At 52.2% G+C, this 16,048-nt stretch carries 16 protein-coding genes and 1 riboswitch; of the genes, 11 read left to right on the top strand and 5 right to left on the bottom strand.

Annotated elements, in window-relative coordinates:
• Positions 1-45: 45 nt before the first annotated feature.
• Positions 46-336, bottom strand: coding sequence for a co-chaperone GroES (locus ABD836_RS16020; protein ID WP_301026897.1), 291 nt, complete (start codon positions 334-336; stop codon positions 46-48).
• 224 nt (positions 337-560) lie between these two features.
• Positions 561-1,052, bottom strand: coding sequence for an FxsA family protein (locus tag ABD836_RS16015; RefSeq protein WP_344937912.1), 492 nt, complete (start codon positions 1,050-1,052; stop codon positions 561-563).
• 152 nt (positions 1,053-1,204) lie between these two features.
• Here ABD836_RS16015 and ABD836_RS16010 point away from each other — a divergent pair, with 152 nt between their 5' ends.
• From ABD836_RS16010 to ABD836_RS16000, 3 genes are read left to right on the top strand one after another with little or no spacing between them, the layout of a single operon-like run.
• A complete protein-coding gene (locus ABD836_RS16010) occupies positions 1,205-2,212 on the top strand; it encodes a phospholipase A (protein ID WP_344937910.1) in 1,008 nt (335 codons plus the stop codon).
• Between the two features lie 27 nt (positions 2,213-2,239).
• Positions 2,240-2,890 carry a carbonic anhydrase gene (locus ABD836_RS16005; RefSeq protein WP_344937908.1) on the top strand — a complete coding sequence of 217 codons (651 nt, stop codon included), beginning with the start codon at positions 2,240-2,242 and terminating at the stop codon, positions 2,888-2,890.
• On the top strand, positions 2,887-3,192 hold the full coding sequence (locus ABD836_RS16000; RefSeq protein WP_344937906.1) for an MGMT family protein: 306 nt from the start codon (positions 2,887-2,889) through the stop codon (positions 3,190-3,192). Before ABD836_RS16005 ends, ABD836_RS16000 begins: the two co-directional genes overlap by 4 nt.
• Before the next feature lie 112 nt (positions 3,193-3,304).
• Here ABD836_RS16000 and ABD836_RS15995 read toward each other — a convergent pair whose 3' ends face one another.
• Together ABD836_RS15995 and ABD836_RS15990 are read right to left on the bottom strand one after the other, a co-directional pair.
• Entirely contained in the window at positions 3,305-4,582 is a 1,278-nt protein-coding gene (locus tag ABD836_RS15995) for an AmpG family muropeptide MFS transporter (RefSeq protein ID WP_344937905.1), read from the bottom strand.
• Positions 4,583-4,677: 95 nt separating this feature from the next.
• Complete coding sequence (locus ABD836_RS15990) at positions 4,678-5,160, bottom strand: YajQ family cyclic di-GMP-binding protein (protein WP_344937903.1); 483 nt, start codon at positions 5,158-5,160, stop codon at positions 4,678-4,680.
• 92 nt (positions 5,161-5,252) lie between these two features.
• Here ABD836_RS15990 and ABD836_RS15985 point away from each other — a divergent pair, with 92 nt between their 5' ends.
• The 8 genes from ABD836_RS15985 (at position 5,253) to ABD836_RS15950 (ending at position 13,937) form a co-directional block, all read left to right on the top strand.
• Positions 5,253-6,212, top strand: coding sequence for a ketopantoate reductase family protein (locus tag ABD836_RS15985; protein ID WP_344937901.1), 960 nt, complete (start codon positions 5,253-5,255; stop codon positions 6,210-6,212).
• Positions 6,213-6,264: 52 nt separating this feature from the next.
• A riboswitch (cobalamin riboswitch) is annotated at positions 6,265-6,443 on the top strand.
• Positions 6,444-6,533: 90 nt separating this feature from the next.
• Entirely contained in the window at positions 6,534-8,405 is a 1,872-nt protein-coding gene (locus ABD836_RS15980; RefSeq protein ID WP_344937899.1) for a TonB-dependent receptor domain-containing protein, read from the top strand.
• A gap of 73 nt (positions 8,406-8,478) precedes the next feature.
• Complete coding sequence (gene cobO / locus ABD836_RS15975) at positions 8,479-9,087, top strand: cob(I)yrinic acid a,c-diamide adenosyltransferase (RefSeq protein WP_344937898.1); 609 nt, start codon at positions 8,479-8,481, stop codon at positions 9,085-9,087.
• Complete coding sequence (locus ABD836_RS15970) at positions 9,081-9,968, top strand: cobalamin-binding protein (protein WP_344937896.1); 888 nt, start codon at positions 9,081-9,083, stop codon at positions 9,966-9,968. The genes cobO and ABD836_RS15970 overlap by 7 nt, the downstream gene beginning before the upstream one ends.
• Positions 9,955-10,953, top strand: a complete 999-nt coding sequence (locus ABD836_RS15965; RefSeq protein WP_344937894.1) for a FecCD family ABC transporter permease — start codon at positions 9,955-9,957, stop codon at positions 10,951-10,953. The genes ABD836_RS15970 and ABD836_RS15965 overlap by 14 nt, the downstream gene beginning before the upstream one ends.
• 1 nt (position 10,954) lies before the next feature.
• Positions 10,955-11,734, top strand: coding sequence for an ABC transporter ATP-binding protein (locus tag ABD836_RS15960; RefSeq protein WP_344937892.1), 780 nt, complete (start codon positions 10,955-10,957; stop codon positions 11,732-11,734).
• Positions 11,731-12,387, top strand: a complete 657-nt coding sequence (bluB, locus tag ABD836_RS15955; protein ID WP_344937890.1) for a 5,6-dimethylbenzimidazole synthase — start codon at positions 11,731-11,733, stop codon at positions 12,385-12,387. The genes ABD836_RS15960 and bluB overlap by 4 nt, the downstream gene beginning before the upstream one ends.
• Before the next feature lie 95 nt (positions 12,388-12,482).
• Entirely contained in the window at positions 12,483-13,937 is a 1,455-nt protein-coding gene (locus ABD836_RS15950) for a cobyric acid synthase (RefSeq protein ID WP_344937888.1), read from the top strand.
• On the opposite strand, the gene ABD836_RS15945 is transcribed toward ABD836_RS15950, so the two are convergent.
• Positions 13,934-15,973: a metallophosphoesterase gene (locus ABD836_RS15945; protein WP_344937886.1), complete on the bottom strand. Its 2,040-nt coding sequence runs from the start codon at positions 15,971-15,973 to the stop codon at positions 13,934-13,936. The genes ABD836_RS15950 and ABD836_RS15945 overlap by 4 nt on opposite strands.
• Between the last annotated feature and the right edge of the window lie 75 nt (positions 15,974-16,048).

The raw sequence follows: 16,048 nt of genomic DNA, 5'->3' as shown, positions 1-16,048 counted from the left end.
TCCTTTCATTATCTAATTCGTTGATTCAAAAGAAACTTTTCAGAATTAAGCTTCTACCACACCAAAGATTTCTGATTCACTCAAAACGATCAGCTCTTCGCCGTCGAGTTTTACGGTGCTTCCGGAATACTGACCAAAAATAACCAGATCACCCGCTTTTACGCCAACCGGGCGCAATTCGCCGCTTTCTAGCAATTTGCCTTCGCCAACAGCGATTACTTCACCTTGGTTTGGCTTCTCTTTAGCAGAACCTGGCAGAACAATACCGCCCGCACTGGTCTTCTCTTCTTCCTTACGACGAACTACTACGCGATCGTATAACGGACGAATTTTCATTTTTATCAATCTCCATCAAATCAATTATTTAGAATTTGTTGACCGGTAAAACCGGTATCAGCCCAAAAGCACTCTTGCCTTTTGACCTGAACCCCCCTTTCATTACGGATTGGGAAACAGCACGTATCCCAACTGGGAAAAACCAAGCTTATCTCAGCCAAGTCACCGTGGGCTGTTCTGTAAATGGGGTTGTGGAAATGCATTTCAAGTGGGCGAACTCAAATTTATTCTTCTTTTTTAAAATCGCCTTCAATTATCACGGTCTCGCGCCGAGGGCTCGGATTCACCGACGATTCAGCCCGATCAGCACCGCCATGTTCAGCACTAGTGGACTGAAAACCGGTGGTTTGAAAACTGTTGGCCTGCATAATTCCGCGCTTAAGCAATAAGCCAACAAGCCATTGCCGTAGCGGTCCAACCAAGCAGACAAAACCCAAAGTGTCAGTAATAAAGCCGGGAGTAAGCAACAGGGCGCCACCTACCGCCAACAGCAAACCCTCTAGAATTTCCGTGGCGGGGACTTGCCCACTGTTTAGGCGTTGCTGGGCGCGCGTCAGAGTATCCACACCTTGCTGTTTAAGGAGGGCTGCGCCCACCACCGCGGTAAACACCACCATCGCAATTGTCGGCAGGCTACCGACCAAGCTACCGACCTCGATAAGCAACCACATTTCTAAAATCGGTAAAACCACAAACAAAATAAACAGAACGCGCATCAAAAACTCACTTTGTAGATACTGGTTTATTCATAAATGGGGCAAAAACCCTGCGAATTCAAGGGTGGGTAAGCCGAAGGCAAAATCAGCAGTAAAATGGAGTCGCATTGGTTTACAATCCAAGCTTTGCCTCGCGTTAAAATAGGCCTTAGATGAAGTATCACCAATATTACAAACTCATTGCACTCAGCTTATGTGGCGCGTTTACCCTACCACTCTATGCCGCAAATCCAGACTGCCTAACGCTTGCGGCACAATCTGCTGCTGAGTCTACCACCGTTGCCGAACTCCGCGAATTGTGCAAATCGCCCTTGTGGAGCACCGAAGACCAGCCACCCGCGATGATCACCGAGCCGACCCACAATAATAGTGGTGTCCTCCAGCAACGGATCGCCTTAGAACGCTTTACCGCCGACAACCCCTTTGTACTGACGCCGCATAAAAGCAACTACCTACTCCCCGTCTCCTATCGCGACGATATATTTGACTATAGTAGCCTCGTCCCAGGCAGCGATATCGCACAAGATAATATCGAACTCGAGTTTCAGCTCAGCATAAAGGTCATGGTGTGGGACTCGATTTTCGAGAATAATGGTTATCTCAGTGTAGGCTATACCAACCGTTCGTTCTGGCAAGCATACAATAGCGTGGCATCATCACCGTTTCGGGAAACCAATCACGAACCAGAGCTGATGCTCACCTTTAGCAATGATTGGGAGTGGCTGGGCTTTCGCAACGCTGGAAATCAACTGATATTCAACCACCAGTCCAATGGCCGCAGCGATCCACTGTCGCGCAGCTGGAATCGATTGATGCTCAACTTTATGTTTGAACGCGATCGTTTTGCGATGGCTTTTAAGCCGTGGTATCGATTAAAAGAAGACCGAGAGGATGACAACAACCCAGATATTGAAAAATACCTTGGTCATTTTGAATGGATGGGAATTTATAATTGGCATAACCGCACCTTGAGCCTCATGCTACGAAATAACTTACGTAGTGAGAACAAAGGCGCCTTGGAACTCGGTTGGAGCTTTCCAATCAATTCGCGCGTTAAAGCCTATGTAAAGTATTTTAATGGCTACGGAGAGAGCCTGATTGAATACAATAACGCCATCGAAAGTATCGGTATCGGTGTACTGATAAGCGACTGGCTGTGAAACTCACTGACTATTGGAAGCACGACAATGATTACCGCTCAAGAAGCCCTCGAACGACTAAAAACTGGCAACGCCCGCTTTGTTAATAAGATTAACAGTGACACCGCCAGCATCATCCACAATAAACGGCCTGAATTAGTTGAAATTCAAGCACCCTTCGCCATTGTATTGGGCTGTTCCGACGCGCGAGTTCCTGCAGAACTCGTTTTTGATCAGGGCCTCGGCGACCTGTTTGTTATCCGCGTTGCCGGCAACGTTGTTGCGCCCTCAGGTATCGGCAGTGTCGAGTTTGCCGCGCTAAGCTTTGGCACACCACTGGTTGTGGTGCTGGGTCACTCCAACTGCGGCGCCATCTCCGCCACGGTTGACGTACTCACTGGCAATAGCAAAATTCCGTCCCAAAATCTGCATTCCATTGTTAAACGCATTCGCCCGGCAGTAGAAACTTTAATGTCTACCGAGCTGCGCCACGACCACAAAGCCTTAATTGAGCAATCAGTTCGCGCCAATGTGCGCACCTCAGTAGAGCACCTAAGCAGCGGCTCACCTACTCTGGAAAAACTGATTAGCGAAGGTAAATTAATGGTCGTGGGCGCCGAGTATTCACTAGAAACCGGCGAAGTTGATTTCTTCTACGAAGATTACTGGGAACGCACTCGCAACCTAGAAGCGGAATGAACGAAGCCGCCCAACAGTTCTACGCCGTCATTCAGGCCATCCCTGAAGGACGGCTCTGCAGCTACGGCGACATTGCCAAACTCGCCGGTCTGCCGGGCCAAGCCCGGCGGGTCGGCAAACTACTCAGCCAAACCCCAAGCAATACAAAACTCCCCTGGTTCCGAGTCATCAACGCTCAAGGCAAAATCAGCTTCCCAATGGGTAGTGACGGCTATCAACGGCAACTAGAGGCACTCATTCAGGAAGGTAGTGCGGATGCGTCAGGGAAGGTGTATTGGCGCCAGCGACGATGGCCTGATTAAGAATGCCAGAAGTCGGACGCCTGAAGAGGCCGTACACTTGAGTGCTTGGCTGCCGTTACGTCAGTCACTCGACACCCGACATTTTCTTCGACCTTTCGTCAGGCATTTGACTTCAGATACCCGACGTTTTTTCCGTCCACGGGGCTACCTTAAACAACATCAACATCCCCGGCACCGCCACCACCGTGCACAACAGGTAAAAACTCGTCCAACCCACTGACTCGACAATAATACCGGTAGTGGCATTGGCAAAGGTGCGGGGCACCGCCGCTAAGGCAGTAAAAAGTGCGAACTGAGTGGCGGCGTAAGCCGGTGTCGTCGCCCGCGCGATAAACGCGGTGAATGCCGCAGTGCCAAGACCAACCCCAAGGTATTCAAAAACGATAACGACCGCTAACGCGAGCCGGTCATGACCGATTTCAGCCAGTGCGGCAAAGCCCAGAATACTCAATACTTGCACTACACCAAAGACCCATAGCGCGCGGTTAATGCCAAGGCGAATCATAATAATACCACCCGCTAAGCCGCCGATAATGGCCGCCGTGAGCGAGGCAGATTTAGCGATAGTACCAATTTCCGTGAGGGTGAAGCCGAGATCAAGATAGAACGGTGACGACAGCGCGGTGGCCATATTATCGCCGAGTTTATAGAGAAACAAAAACAACAGCAGGTATAGTGCACTAGCCCAGCCCTTGCGGTTCACAAACTCTTTGAACGGCTCGACCACCGCCGCGCGCAAACTCAGTGGCGCGATGCTGGCATCCGATGCCTCATCAATCCATAAAGTCATCGCTACGCCAATAAGCATGAACGCCGCCATCACCATAAACACGGTGCTCCACGGCAAGTAATCGCCCAGAATCACACCAATGGATCCGGGCACCAAACCCGCCAAGCGATAGGCCTGCACGTGGATGGCATTACCCAAGCCCAGCTCATCGTCACGTAACAGCTCACGCCGATAGGCGTCCAGAACAACGTCTTGGCTAGCGCTACAAAACGCCACTGCGGCAGCGCCGTAGGCAACCAACGCCACCGAAAATGTAGGGTCAATAAACCCCAATACCGCCATCGAGGCAATCAACCCCAGCTGGCTAATGAACATCCAGCCCCGGCGGCGCCCCAAAAATGGCGGCACATAGCGATCCATCAACGGCGCCCAAACAAACTTCCAGTTATAAGGGAAGCCGATAAGCGCAAACAGACCGATTTCGGTCAGGCCCACGCCTTCGCTGCGCAGCCACGCTGGCACCAGCTGAATTAAAAAATACAGAGGCAGACCGGAGGCAAAACCGGTGAGCACACAAATGAACATATGCCGATTAAATATCGCCTGTTGCCAAGTCAGCGGTGCAGAGCTTGGCATAGGTGGTGGGGACTGTTCCGTCATAATCGGTTCCGAGTATAAAGTGCGTCCATTCTGGCCTGCGGGACAGAGAATGCAAGGGCCGAAATTCGACCCTTAGGCTGACACAAAACCCGGCATCAATCTCTAAAATTGGTGAATTGCAGGGGCTGATCCAATTCCTCGGCACGCAGTATTGCCATAACGTCTTGGAGGTCGTCGCGCTTTTTTCCGGTTACTCGCACTTGCTCGTCTTGCATTTGGCTTTGCACTTTTAGCTTGCGATCTTTAATCAATTTAATGATTTTACGAGCAACATCCGAAGTCAGGCCACTTTGCATAGTCACCAGTTTTTTTACCTGCTTACCGGCGCCTTTAAGGTCACCTATTTCCATTGCTAGGGGATCAATTTTTACTTTAATTAGAGCTGATCGCAGCAGGTCTTCCATTTGCTGTAACTGAAACTCCGCCTCGGCAAACATCGTTACGGTGAGCCCGTCGCGCTCAAACCGTGCATCTACACCCTTAAAATCAAAACGAGTCTCAATAACTCGCCCAGCCTGATCAACGGCATTGGTAAAGATGTGCAGATCCACTTCTGAGACAATATCAAACGCTGGCATAGCCTAATTTCCTTTGTTATGTTGCGCCGCGCAGTTTAGCATCCTGAGACTGTGGACTGAACGTATAGCGCTAGGCAAATGTACAAAAAACAATGACAAACAAAGCGAATAACCCAGCTTGGTCTATTCTCGGCGCCGGTGCCATCGGCAGCCTATGGGCGTGCTACGCGCAAAATAACGGCCAGGCGGTGGAGTTGATTCTGCGCGATCAGGCGAGTTTAGCGGCTTACCAGGCCCACGGCGGCATTTCGTTTTCATCTGAGCAACAAACCCAATTACTCAATATTAGCGCCTGCTGTCCAGAAACCCTCGCGCACCCAATTCAACAGCTACTCATTACCACCAAAGCCCAGCAAACCATCGCGGCACTGCAGTCAATAAAAGCGCATATACACCCCAAGGCACACTTAGTTTTACTGCAAAATGGCCTAGGAATTACTGAGCAAGTCCAAGCGCATTTCCCGCAAGCACTAGTATTGCAAGCGTCGACAACGGAGGGCGCTTACCGCTCCAGTCGCTTTGCTGTCGTTCACGCTGGCCGCGGGCAAACCCTAATTGGTGCCGCGAGCATTGAGCCCAGAACAAACACTTCGCTTGCTCAATCTACGGCCATCGCCGAATCGCTCAGTTTTGCGCCGCTGCAGGTCGCGGCAAGCGAAAATATGGCGGCGGTGCTCTGGCGCAAGCTTGCCATTAATTGCGCAATTAACCCGCTTACCGTTCTTCATCGCTGTCGCAACGGAGAATTATTAAGTAACCCCGCCGCCCTCACCCACATCAGCCAAGTTGTCGATGAGATCTTGCAACTCAGCAAACAGCTACATTTAGATCAGTACGTCGAAGGCTTACAGCAGCAAGTCCTCGACGTCGCCCGGAACACCGCCAATAATCGCTCATCAATGCTCCAAGATATTGAATCTGGGCGAGAAACTGAAATCGACGCGATCACAGGTTACCTTTGCAGGCTAGCGGCGAAACAGGGTTTAACACTGCCCACCAATCAATTCCTCTACGACGAAATTCAAAGAATTACCGCACTAAATCGCCGTTAGTACGCCCGCGAGTAAAGCCACTTTGTTTGACAAAATATAGCCGCGGCCGTACAGTGCGCGCCACGTAATAGGTGCTCATACCCGCGTTAGTCGCGGCGCTGAGTTAAACGGGAAGTCCGGTGAGGCGTGTTCATACAGAACACCACCAAGTCCGACGCTGCCCCCGCAACGGTAAGTCACTGCCTTTAACAGCAAGACAAGCCCGGAACCGGCCTGATACGGATTCACCCGATGAAGCGGAGGGCTCCATCAGCGGTCGTATATTCGTATATAACCCCTACCCCTCCCTCATTGCTTCCATTTTTAGCATTGAGGTTTACCATGAACAAAATCACTTTAAGCGCACTTAGCAGTGTATTTGCCTTTACTGCCACAACTACGGTTGCCCAAAGCCACAACGCAATGGAAACCACCATTGTTACGGCGACGCGCACCGAGCAATCTATAGCAGACAGCTTGGCTCCAGTTACGGTATTTGAGCGTGCGGATATTGAGCGTATTCAACCCGTCGACTTACAGGAGCTACTGGCCCGCGCCGTTGGCGTAAGTTTTGTCCGTAATGGCGGTCGTGGCGCCGCGACCAGCCTATTTTTGCGGGGCAACCAAAGCAACCACACCCTGGTTTTAATTGATGGCGTGCGCATTGGCTCCGCCACCCTCGGCAGCCCATCACTGACCAATCTACCCCCCGAACTTATTGAGCGGGTAGAAATTGTACGGGGCTCCCGCTCCAGCCTGTACGGCTCAGAGGCCATCGGTGGGGTCGTGAATATCATCACCCGCAAATACCACAGCACCAACGGCGTTAAGCCATTATTGCAACTAGGTATTGGCAGCCAAGGCAGCAGCAAAGTGCTCGCCGCGATTAGTGGCGGCAATCACCAAACGCAATTTAACTTAAGCGCCCTGCAAGAAAATACGGACGGCGTCGACAACACTGAAGACAAGTCTGGCGTTCACGGCGACAAAGACAGCTTTGAACAAACCGCGTACAACCTGACAGCCAGCCACAAGATCAACGAGCGCGCTAGCGTGTTTGCCCTGTACCAAAACAGCCGCAGCGAAAGCGACTACGATACCAAATGCTACGGCACTCCCTTTGCCGTTTACAGCTGTTCGCCCTATACCTTGAGCGAGGTCAACGTCGCCAATATCCGTGGCGAATTCCAAGTTCTGCAAAACTGGCTACTGACCTTGTCAGCTGGCGAATCCAAAGATCAGTCACAGACCAAACACAGTTACCTAGAACCCGGTGCAGTCGGCGTTAGCGGCGACAGTTTCGACACCACCCGCAGAATTTACAGCGTACAAAATGACCTACTATTGGGTAAAGACCACGTGCTAACCGTGGGCTTTGAGCGCCTACTGGACGAAGTCGATAGCAGCCTCAATTACGGCGAAGACAGCCGCGCGAATAAGGCAGTATTCGCGCAGTGGCAAGCCGACTTCGGCATTGTTGATTTAACAATTGGCGCTCGTAACGACGACAACGAGCAATTTGGCACCTACGACACCGGCAATGCCTCGGTGGGCGTTCAAATTGCTAAGCCAGTTAAACTCATCGCCTCCTACGGCGAAGGTTTTAATGCACCGACCTTTAACGACTTGTATTACCCCTTCTACGGCGTTGCAACGCTAAAGCCTGAAACATCAGAAAACCACGAACTGGAATTACGAATCGACCAAGCGTGGGGGACCTGGGGCGCTAGTTATTTCCAGAACGATGTTGATGAATTAATTCAATATAATCCGGCAACCTTTGGTCCGGACCAAATTAAAGGTGCGAAACTAAAAGGTCTAGAACTGAGCATGGCAACTAGCCTGTATCAATGGAATATCGAAGCCAACGCCACCTTTTTGGATGCCACTGACACCAGCACAGATAAAGATTTGCGGCGCCGAGCCAGCAAGCAATTTAATATCGACACGGATCGTCAGTGGCAACACTGGGGTGCCAGTGCCGGCCTGCGCTTTGTTGGCAAACGTTACGAAGATACCAATAATACCGACGAACTCGGCAGCTACGCATTGCTAGACACCGCGATCTCATACCGATTTAACGAGCAGCTGAAACTCAATTTAGCGCTGAAAAACATCTTTGACCGCGAATACGTCTCTGCCCGGGGCAGCCTTGGCGACTATCAAGCTATTGGTCGCGAAGCCATGCTGAGCATCACCTACACTGGCAAATAAAAGGTATCATTGCCTTTTATTTTAACGCGGCCACGTGCCACTATGTGGCCGCGCGCATTAAACAGGTCACCTTATGACAACATTGAGCGACGAAGAAAAACACCAGAAACGCATGCAAATCAAAAAGGCCATGATCGACGAAAAAGTCGCCAAGGCCACTGAAGAGCGCGGCGTATTGATCGTATTAAGCGGTCCCGGCAAGGGCAAATCCAGCTCAGGCTTCGGCACTGTTATTCGCGCCCTCGGTCATGGCTACAAAGCCGCCGTGGTGCAATTCATTAAAGGCACTTGGGATTGCGGCGAACGCAATTTTATTCAGCAGCGCTGCCCAGAAGTACCCTTTATTGTCATGGGTTCCGGTTTTACCTGGGAAACGCAAAACAAAGAACAAGACCGCGAAGCAGCTCAGCAAGCTTGGCAGCAAACCAAAGTGCTGCTGCAGGATGAATCCATTCATCTGGTATTGCTCGACGAAATTACCTACGTTTTAAAATACGGCTACCTCGACGCCGAAGAAGTTTACGCAGCCCTACGCAATCGACCACGTGAACAAAGTGTGATTGTCACCGGTCGCGGTGCCCCGGTTCCGCTCAAGGAAATGGCCGACACTGTGTCAATGATCGATGACACCAAACACGCTTTCCACAACGGCGTAAAAGCACGCAAGGGTGTGGAGTGGTAGCCTTGAAGACAGCTATTGCCCTCACACTCACCGCATTATTTTGCGCTGGTTCAGCGCTGGCCGAAATCTGCGTGCAAGACGATAGCGGCGCTGAAGTTTGCCTGAACAAACCGGCCCAACGTATTATTGCCCTGTCGCCGGGCGCAACCGAATTAGTCTATGCAGCGGGCGGCGGAGACAGCGTGGTTGCCGCGGTAAGTTACTGCGACTACCCCGAAGCCGCAAAAGCCCTGCCCCGAGTCGGCAGCTATAATCGCTTTGACCAAGAAGCAATTCTGGCACAGAAGCCGGATTTACTCGTCGCCTGGATCGAGGGCAATCCCGCCGAGCAACTCGCTAAATTAAAGTCGCTTGGCCTGACTATTTACTATACTCAACTCAATGATTTTGAGGACGTAAGCAGTAGCTTAGAGAGACTGGGCAAGCTCGCTGGCAGTGCCGCGCAGGCCAAACTTGCCGCCGACAAATTTCGCGCTGGCATCACCGAGCTCGAAAATCGCTACAGTCACTCCGCACCGGTCACCGTATTCCAGCAAATTTGGAACAAGCCCTTAATGACCGTGAACAATCACCATATTATTAGCGAGGCCACACGGATTTGCGGCGGTGTGAATGTGTTTGGCGACCTACCCAACCTCAGCGCCCGCATCGACAATGAAGCAGTTTTGGCTGCCGATCCAGAGGCCATTATTGCCGGCGGCATGGGCGAAGAAAATCGTGACTGGTTGGACGAGTGGCAACGTTTTAGTGGTCTCACTGCGGTACGCAAAAATAATTTATTTTTTATTCCACCCTCAACCATTCAGCGCCCAACCCCGCGTTTGCTCGAAGGGACTACGCTACTGTGTAAGCATCTAGAGACCGCCCGTGCTCGCCGCTAAACGCCACAACAACAGCATACCTCACGTATTGCTACCGCTGGGTATATTGGCGCTCCTTACGCTTGCGACCCTCGCCCTCGCTATTACCACTGGCAGTGTCAGTATTTCAAACGCCGAATTGTGGCAAGTACTCAGCGGCGGAGGTGAGCCATTACATCGCACATTAGTATTTGAGCTTCGCCTGCCTCGGGCTTTGTCGGCATTTGGTGCGGGCGGTTTGCTTGCGGTCGCCGGCGCCCTGATGCAAGTGTTGTTACGCAACCCCTTGGCAGATCCTTATATTTTAGGCTTGTCAGGCGGCGCCGCCGTTGGTGCCCTCACCTCCATGCTGCTCGGCCTCAGTGCTGCAGCAGTATCCGGATCGGCATTTATCGGCGCCATGGTGTCTGCCGTTACCGTATTTGGCTTGGCGCACGGCACTGGCAGCTGGACACCTACGCGCTTGCTACTAACCGGTGTGGTTATTGCCTCGGGCTGGGGCGCGGCAATTACCTTTATGCTTGCAGTCAGCCCCAGTGAACAATTGCCAGGTATGCTGTATTGGCTAATGGGCGACCTGGCTTACGCCCGCTCGCCTTGGCCGGCACTGATCGTGCTCGGCTTAATATCCATAATTATGCTGCCCCTCGGACGCAGCCTCAATGTGCTGGCTCGCGGCCAAATGCAAGCGGCGGCACTTGGCGTTTCGGTACGCGCTTTGGAGTGGACCGTTTATATTGCTGCCAGTCTGCTCACTGCCTTTGCAGTAGTGACTGCGGGAAGCATTGGCTTTGTTGGTTTGATCGTGCCACATATGTTGCGCTTGGTACTCGGTAATGATCAGCGCCTAATCCTGCCCGCCGCCGCCTTAGCCGGCGGCGCATTGCTGACCCTGGCCGACACCTTGGCCCGTACGTTAATTGCCCCCGAGCAGCTGCCAGCGGGCGTGATCACTGCACTGATTGGCGTGCCCACCTTTTTATACCTGCTACACCGGAGCCGCTAAGATGCTCGCGGCCAACAATCTCATTATTGATATCCCGGAGCGCAGCAGCGGCACGCCCTTGTCCTTCGACATTAAGCCCGGTGAAACCTGGGGCATACTCGGCCCCAACGGCGCAGGTAAAACCACCCTACTCCACACCCTCGCAGGCTTACGCAAACCCCGCAGCGGCGACGTGGAATTATCCGGCGAAAACATTAAAACACTTCGCCGCAAACGGGTTGCACAGCAACTAGCGGTGGTTTTTCAAAACAATGGCGAGGGCTTTCCCTCCACCGTATTAGAAACCGCCATGATTGGCCGCCACCCCTTTATTTCACCTTGGGATATCGAGAGCTCCGACGATTTAGCCATCGCCCGCGCCGCCCTGCAAAAAATGGAATTGGGCGATCTAGAGCATCGCCTCATTAGCACTTTATCCGGCGGCGAACGTCAGCGTTTAGCCATTGCCACGGCCCTGAGTCAAACCCCAAAACTGTGGCTGGCCGACGAGCCCAGCAACCATTTGGACCTGAAACATCAGGTTCAAATTATGGAGCTATTAGCGGAACAAGCTGCAGCTGGCTGCGGCATTGTGCTGTGCCTGCACGATTTGAATTTAGCCGCCCAGTGGTGCGATAAAATTTTGTTACTCTATCCCAACGGCGATGCCTGCTGGGGCGACGCCAACACCATGCTAGCCACCCCCGCCCTAGAAAAACTCTACAATCAGGCACTGCGCAGTATCGTCAGTGACGGTCAACGCTATTTCATTCCCCTGAGCAGCAGGAACTCAGTGTTATGAGTTGTGAGCACCGCGATCACGCCTATAGCCAAGCCGACATCGACACCGTGTACCGGGTCATTGCCGAACGCCGTGATATGCGGCATTTTTGCGGCGGCGAAGTGCCCTACGAAACATTAATGAAATTACTCGGCGCCGCCCACCGCGCACCCAGCGTTGGCCTCATGCAACCCTGGCGATTTATTCGGATTCAAGATAGCGCGCTGCGCAAAACGATTTACGACAAAGTGCAGGAAGAACGCATAAAAACAGCACGGGCCTTGAACGAGCGCGAAGACGAATTTATGCGTTTGAAAGTAGAAGGCGTGAAAGACTGCGCTGAGCTAATTGTTGTTGCTTTAATGGACCAGCGTGAAAAACATATTTTTGGTCGCCGCACACTCCCACAAATGGATTTGGCCTCAGCCTCCTGCGCCATTCAAAATCTATGGTTAGCAGCCCGCGCCGAAGGTTTGGGCATGGGCTGGGTATCGCTATTTGATCCCGAGCACTTAATAAGTATTTTGAATATGCCAAGCGGCAGCCTGCCGATTGCGATACTTTGCCTTGGCCCGGTTGAGGACTTTTACCCGCGGCCCATGCTAGAAACCGAGCATTGGGCGCAACGGCAAGACCTTGAACAATTGATAATGCAAGACGGCTGGCAAGACTAAGGTACAGGTCGGACGTCGAACGCCTGACGAGATTAACCTTCTCCCGTCGCCCTAAATAGACGAACCACGCCAATTAAACTAAGTGACACACAGCGATGCCCCTAACATTAATGATTCAAGGTACTACATCGGACGCCGGTAAAAGCGTAACGGTTGCGGGCCTATGCCGGGTATTTAAACGCCGTGGACTCAGCGTAGCGCCCTTTAAGCCCCAGAATATGGCCCTGAACAGCGCGGTAACCCAGGAGGGCGGCGAGATCGGTCGCGCTCAAGCGGTACAAGCCCAAGCTTGCGGCTTAGCGCCACACACCGATATGAATCCGGTGCTACTCAAACCCAATAGCGACACTGGCGCGCAAGTAATTATTCATGGCAAGGCGCTGAGCAATATGGAAGCGCAGGATTACCACGCCTATAAAAAACGCGCCATGGCAGCGGTATTAGAGTCACACCAGCGTCTTTGCCAGCAGTACGATGTGATCGTAGTAGAGGGCGCCGGCAGTCCCGCCGAAATTAATTTACGGGCCAATGACATTGCCAATATGGGCTTTGCCGAAGCGGTGGATTGCCCTGTCGTCATTGTCGCCGACATCGATCGCGGCGGTGTGTTTGCCCACTTGGTCGGCACCTTGGATTTATTATCTGCAAGCGAACAGGCGCGAGTGACGGGTTTTATCATCAACCGTTTTCGCGGCGACATTGCCCTGCTGCAATCAGGCCTTGATTGGCTAGAAGAACGTACTGGCAAACCGGTCATCGGCGTGGTGCCCTATATTCACGACTTGCACTTAGAAGCCGAAGACGCCATCGACAGCCGCCAAACTCTCAGCGAGCAAGCAATCACAGTAGCGGTGCCGGTATTCACCCGCATTAGCAATCACACCGATTTCGACGCACTCCGCCTACACCCTCAAGTAGATCTCGTGTTTGTCGGCAAAGGCGAAGCCATTCCGCCCTGCGATTTAATTATTCTGCCCGGTAGCAAAAGCACCCGGAGAGACCTGGACTATTTACGTAGTAATAACTGGCACAAAGATATCGAAAAGCACCTGCGCTACGGCGGTAAAGTCCTCGGTATTTGCGGTGGTTTTCAAATGTTAGGCAATGCCGTACACGACCCTGAAGGGATTGAAGGTGACGCCGGTTCGAGCAGCGGTCTTGGTCTACTGACCATGGAAACCACCCTCGGCAGCAACAAAACCCTCCGTCAGGTCAGCGGCTATTTATGGGCAGATAAATCAAAAATACGCGGCTATGAAATCCACGCGGGCATCAGTACTGGACCGGCATTGGACGCCCCATTTGCCGATTTAGGCAGTCACCGCGATGGCGCTCGCAGTGCCGACGATCAGATCATTGGCAGTTATTTACACGGGCTATTTGACGAAAGCGACACCCGCAATAGCCTGCTCAAGTGGGCCGGCCTGCAGGAAGTCGCCGCGCTCGATTACGCGGCGGTGATCGAAAATAATATCGATCGACTTGCGGACTACTTAGAAGAACACTTAAACATTGACGCCTTATTAACACCCCTACAGCGTGTGGTTTAAGAACCTAAGCTGAATGCAGAAAACAAACCATCCAAGGCCGACAGTGGCAACATACCCAAGCCCTCTAGGATTGGCGGTAATACTTTAGTATCCAGGTGGTAAGCCACTTCTTGGCTAACTAAAAGCAAGCCGGTGCCCAAAAACTTCGGACCGAGGCCAATTGCATCGCTCACCTCGACCGGTGCATATTCCTCTATTGGCACAACATTAAGCAAAATATTCGCGAGTAAATCATCGGTAGTCGACACCAAGACCTGCGCCATTTCCCCGCTGTCGACATTACCAGTCGCGTCAATAAGACGTGTCACATCAAAGAGCAATTCTGACAATAGGCTCAGCGCAGCACCTGCCACGGGAACGCTACCGCCTTCCTCGTCAATGCCGTCAACAATATTTTGTATATTCGCCGCTAAATTACGCAGGGGATCGGTGAGACCGCGCAGATCAGCGCTGGCGCCTTCATCAGCATTACCGTCATCCGCACTTGGCGCCTCCGCGCTAAACTGGTCTAGCGCTGCACTGAGTTGATCTAGCGGCGCCGGCAAAACTTGGCCATCGGCAGGAACAATACTGTCTTGCAAGCTTTGCAAGGCATAGAGTAAAGCCTGACTCGCCCGCGCCGCACCGGCCAGCGCCAAATCTGGATTCTGCTCGGTGGCCGCGCCCTGTAAACCCGTAAGCAAGGAATCGACAACTTCCAGTAGGGCGTTACCTGATTCTCCTACCCCTGACACAATCGTGCTGATAGTCGCTTCAGGAATTACTGCGGCGAGGCTGGCAAAGCCGCTGCTAAACTGGGCCTGCACTGGGTCAAGATTGCCGGGCTCGCCATTCACATCAAAGCTGCTATCGCCTTGGAGTGGACTGGTAAAGCCATCGGATTCCGGTAGGCCAATTGCCGCCTGCTGACTCTGTTCACGACGGAAAGCGGGTTCAGGCTGACTCAAAGACCCCAAGCCCAGCGCGGGGTCGGCAGGATCAACTTGGTAGACTTCACCCACCATGGTGTCGCCTTTAATTTCGACCCAAACAAAACCGTAGCTATCGCCTTTTTCATAGAACACGGGGTTGTCATCGCGATGTTCTAGGCTACGGGTTTTACTCGCCGCACCAGAGAGAATAAAACCGGTTTTGCCACAGGAAGCGACCGGCATTAACCACTGTAAGTCATGGTCGTGGCCAGCAAATAAGAAATCGGCTTTATCGCAAATCGTTTCTTCAATAAAGGCTTTATAACGTTCACCCGCCAACACCGGTGCCACAAAAGCCGGCGCACCATCGTAATTACCCGCATTGCCGTGGGAGCCGTTAGAAATATACGGATGATGAGCAAAGACTATTTTCCATTTGGCCTTACTGCTGGCCATGGCCGAATTAAGCCACTGGGCTTGAACCAAGCCATAATTATTGTACGAGTAGTTTTCATTGCTGTCGGGAAATCCGCCAGCGATTTGATTTGAGTCCACACCAAAAAACTCGACTAGTGGCGCCGCCGACTCTCCGCCTTGGGTAAAGCGATAATACCGAGACGGCATATGCCACCGCGATGTTTGCCGAGGTTCATCTGGGTGCTGACTATCGCGATAATGATAGTCCACCTCAAAATCACCTTTTGCATTATTGGCCCCATCACCACCAAAGAAGCCGCTGTTATCATGATTGCCGAGCACCATGTAAAAAGGCAAATCAATGGGCGCAAACGGCAGTTCAAATTTTTCTTCAAACTGCGGGTCTAGCACAGAACTCACGCCGGACTCATATATATTGTCGCCAAGGCCCAACACCAAATCGCAGCCTCGGGCCGCACAGACTTTAGCCACGGCCTCGCCAACCGCGTATGCGCCCTCGCTACCACTGCCGCTGTCACCCAGCAGAATGACACGAACAGCAGCAATTTCGGCAGGCGTGTCCGTTGGCGATTCTATCGGGGTATCGTCGACCACAGTCGGCGCCGTGGAGGAAGTGCCGCCACAGGCAGCCAAATTAAGTAGCAAGGCAATTACGCTCGCCTTCGTTACATTGTTTAATGCCAGCATAGTTTTATTGCACCAACTTCATCAGTATCAATTTTCAATTTAAAATTTTTTAACAGCCACATTGACCACTTATAT

It is taken from the genome of Zhongshania borealis (genome assembly GCF_039539625.1).
Lineage (GTDB): Bacteria > Pseudomonadota > Gammaproteobacteria > Pseudomonadales > Spongiibacteraceae > Spongiibacter > Spongiibacter borealis.
The sequence above is the reverse complement of the archived record's forward strand: the minus strand, read 5'-3'. Positions and strand labels throughout refer to the sequence as shown.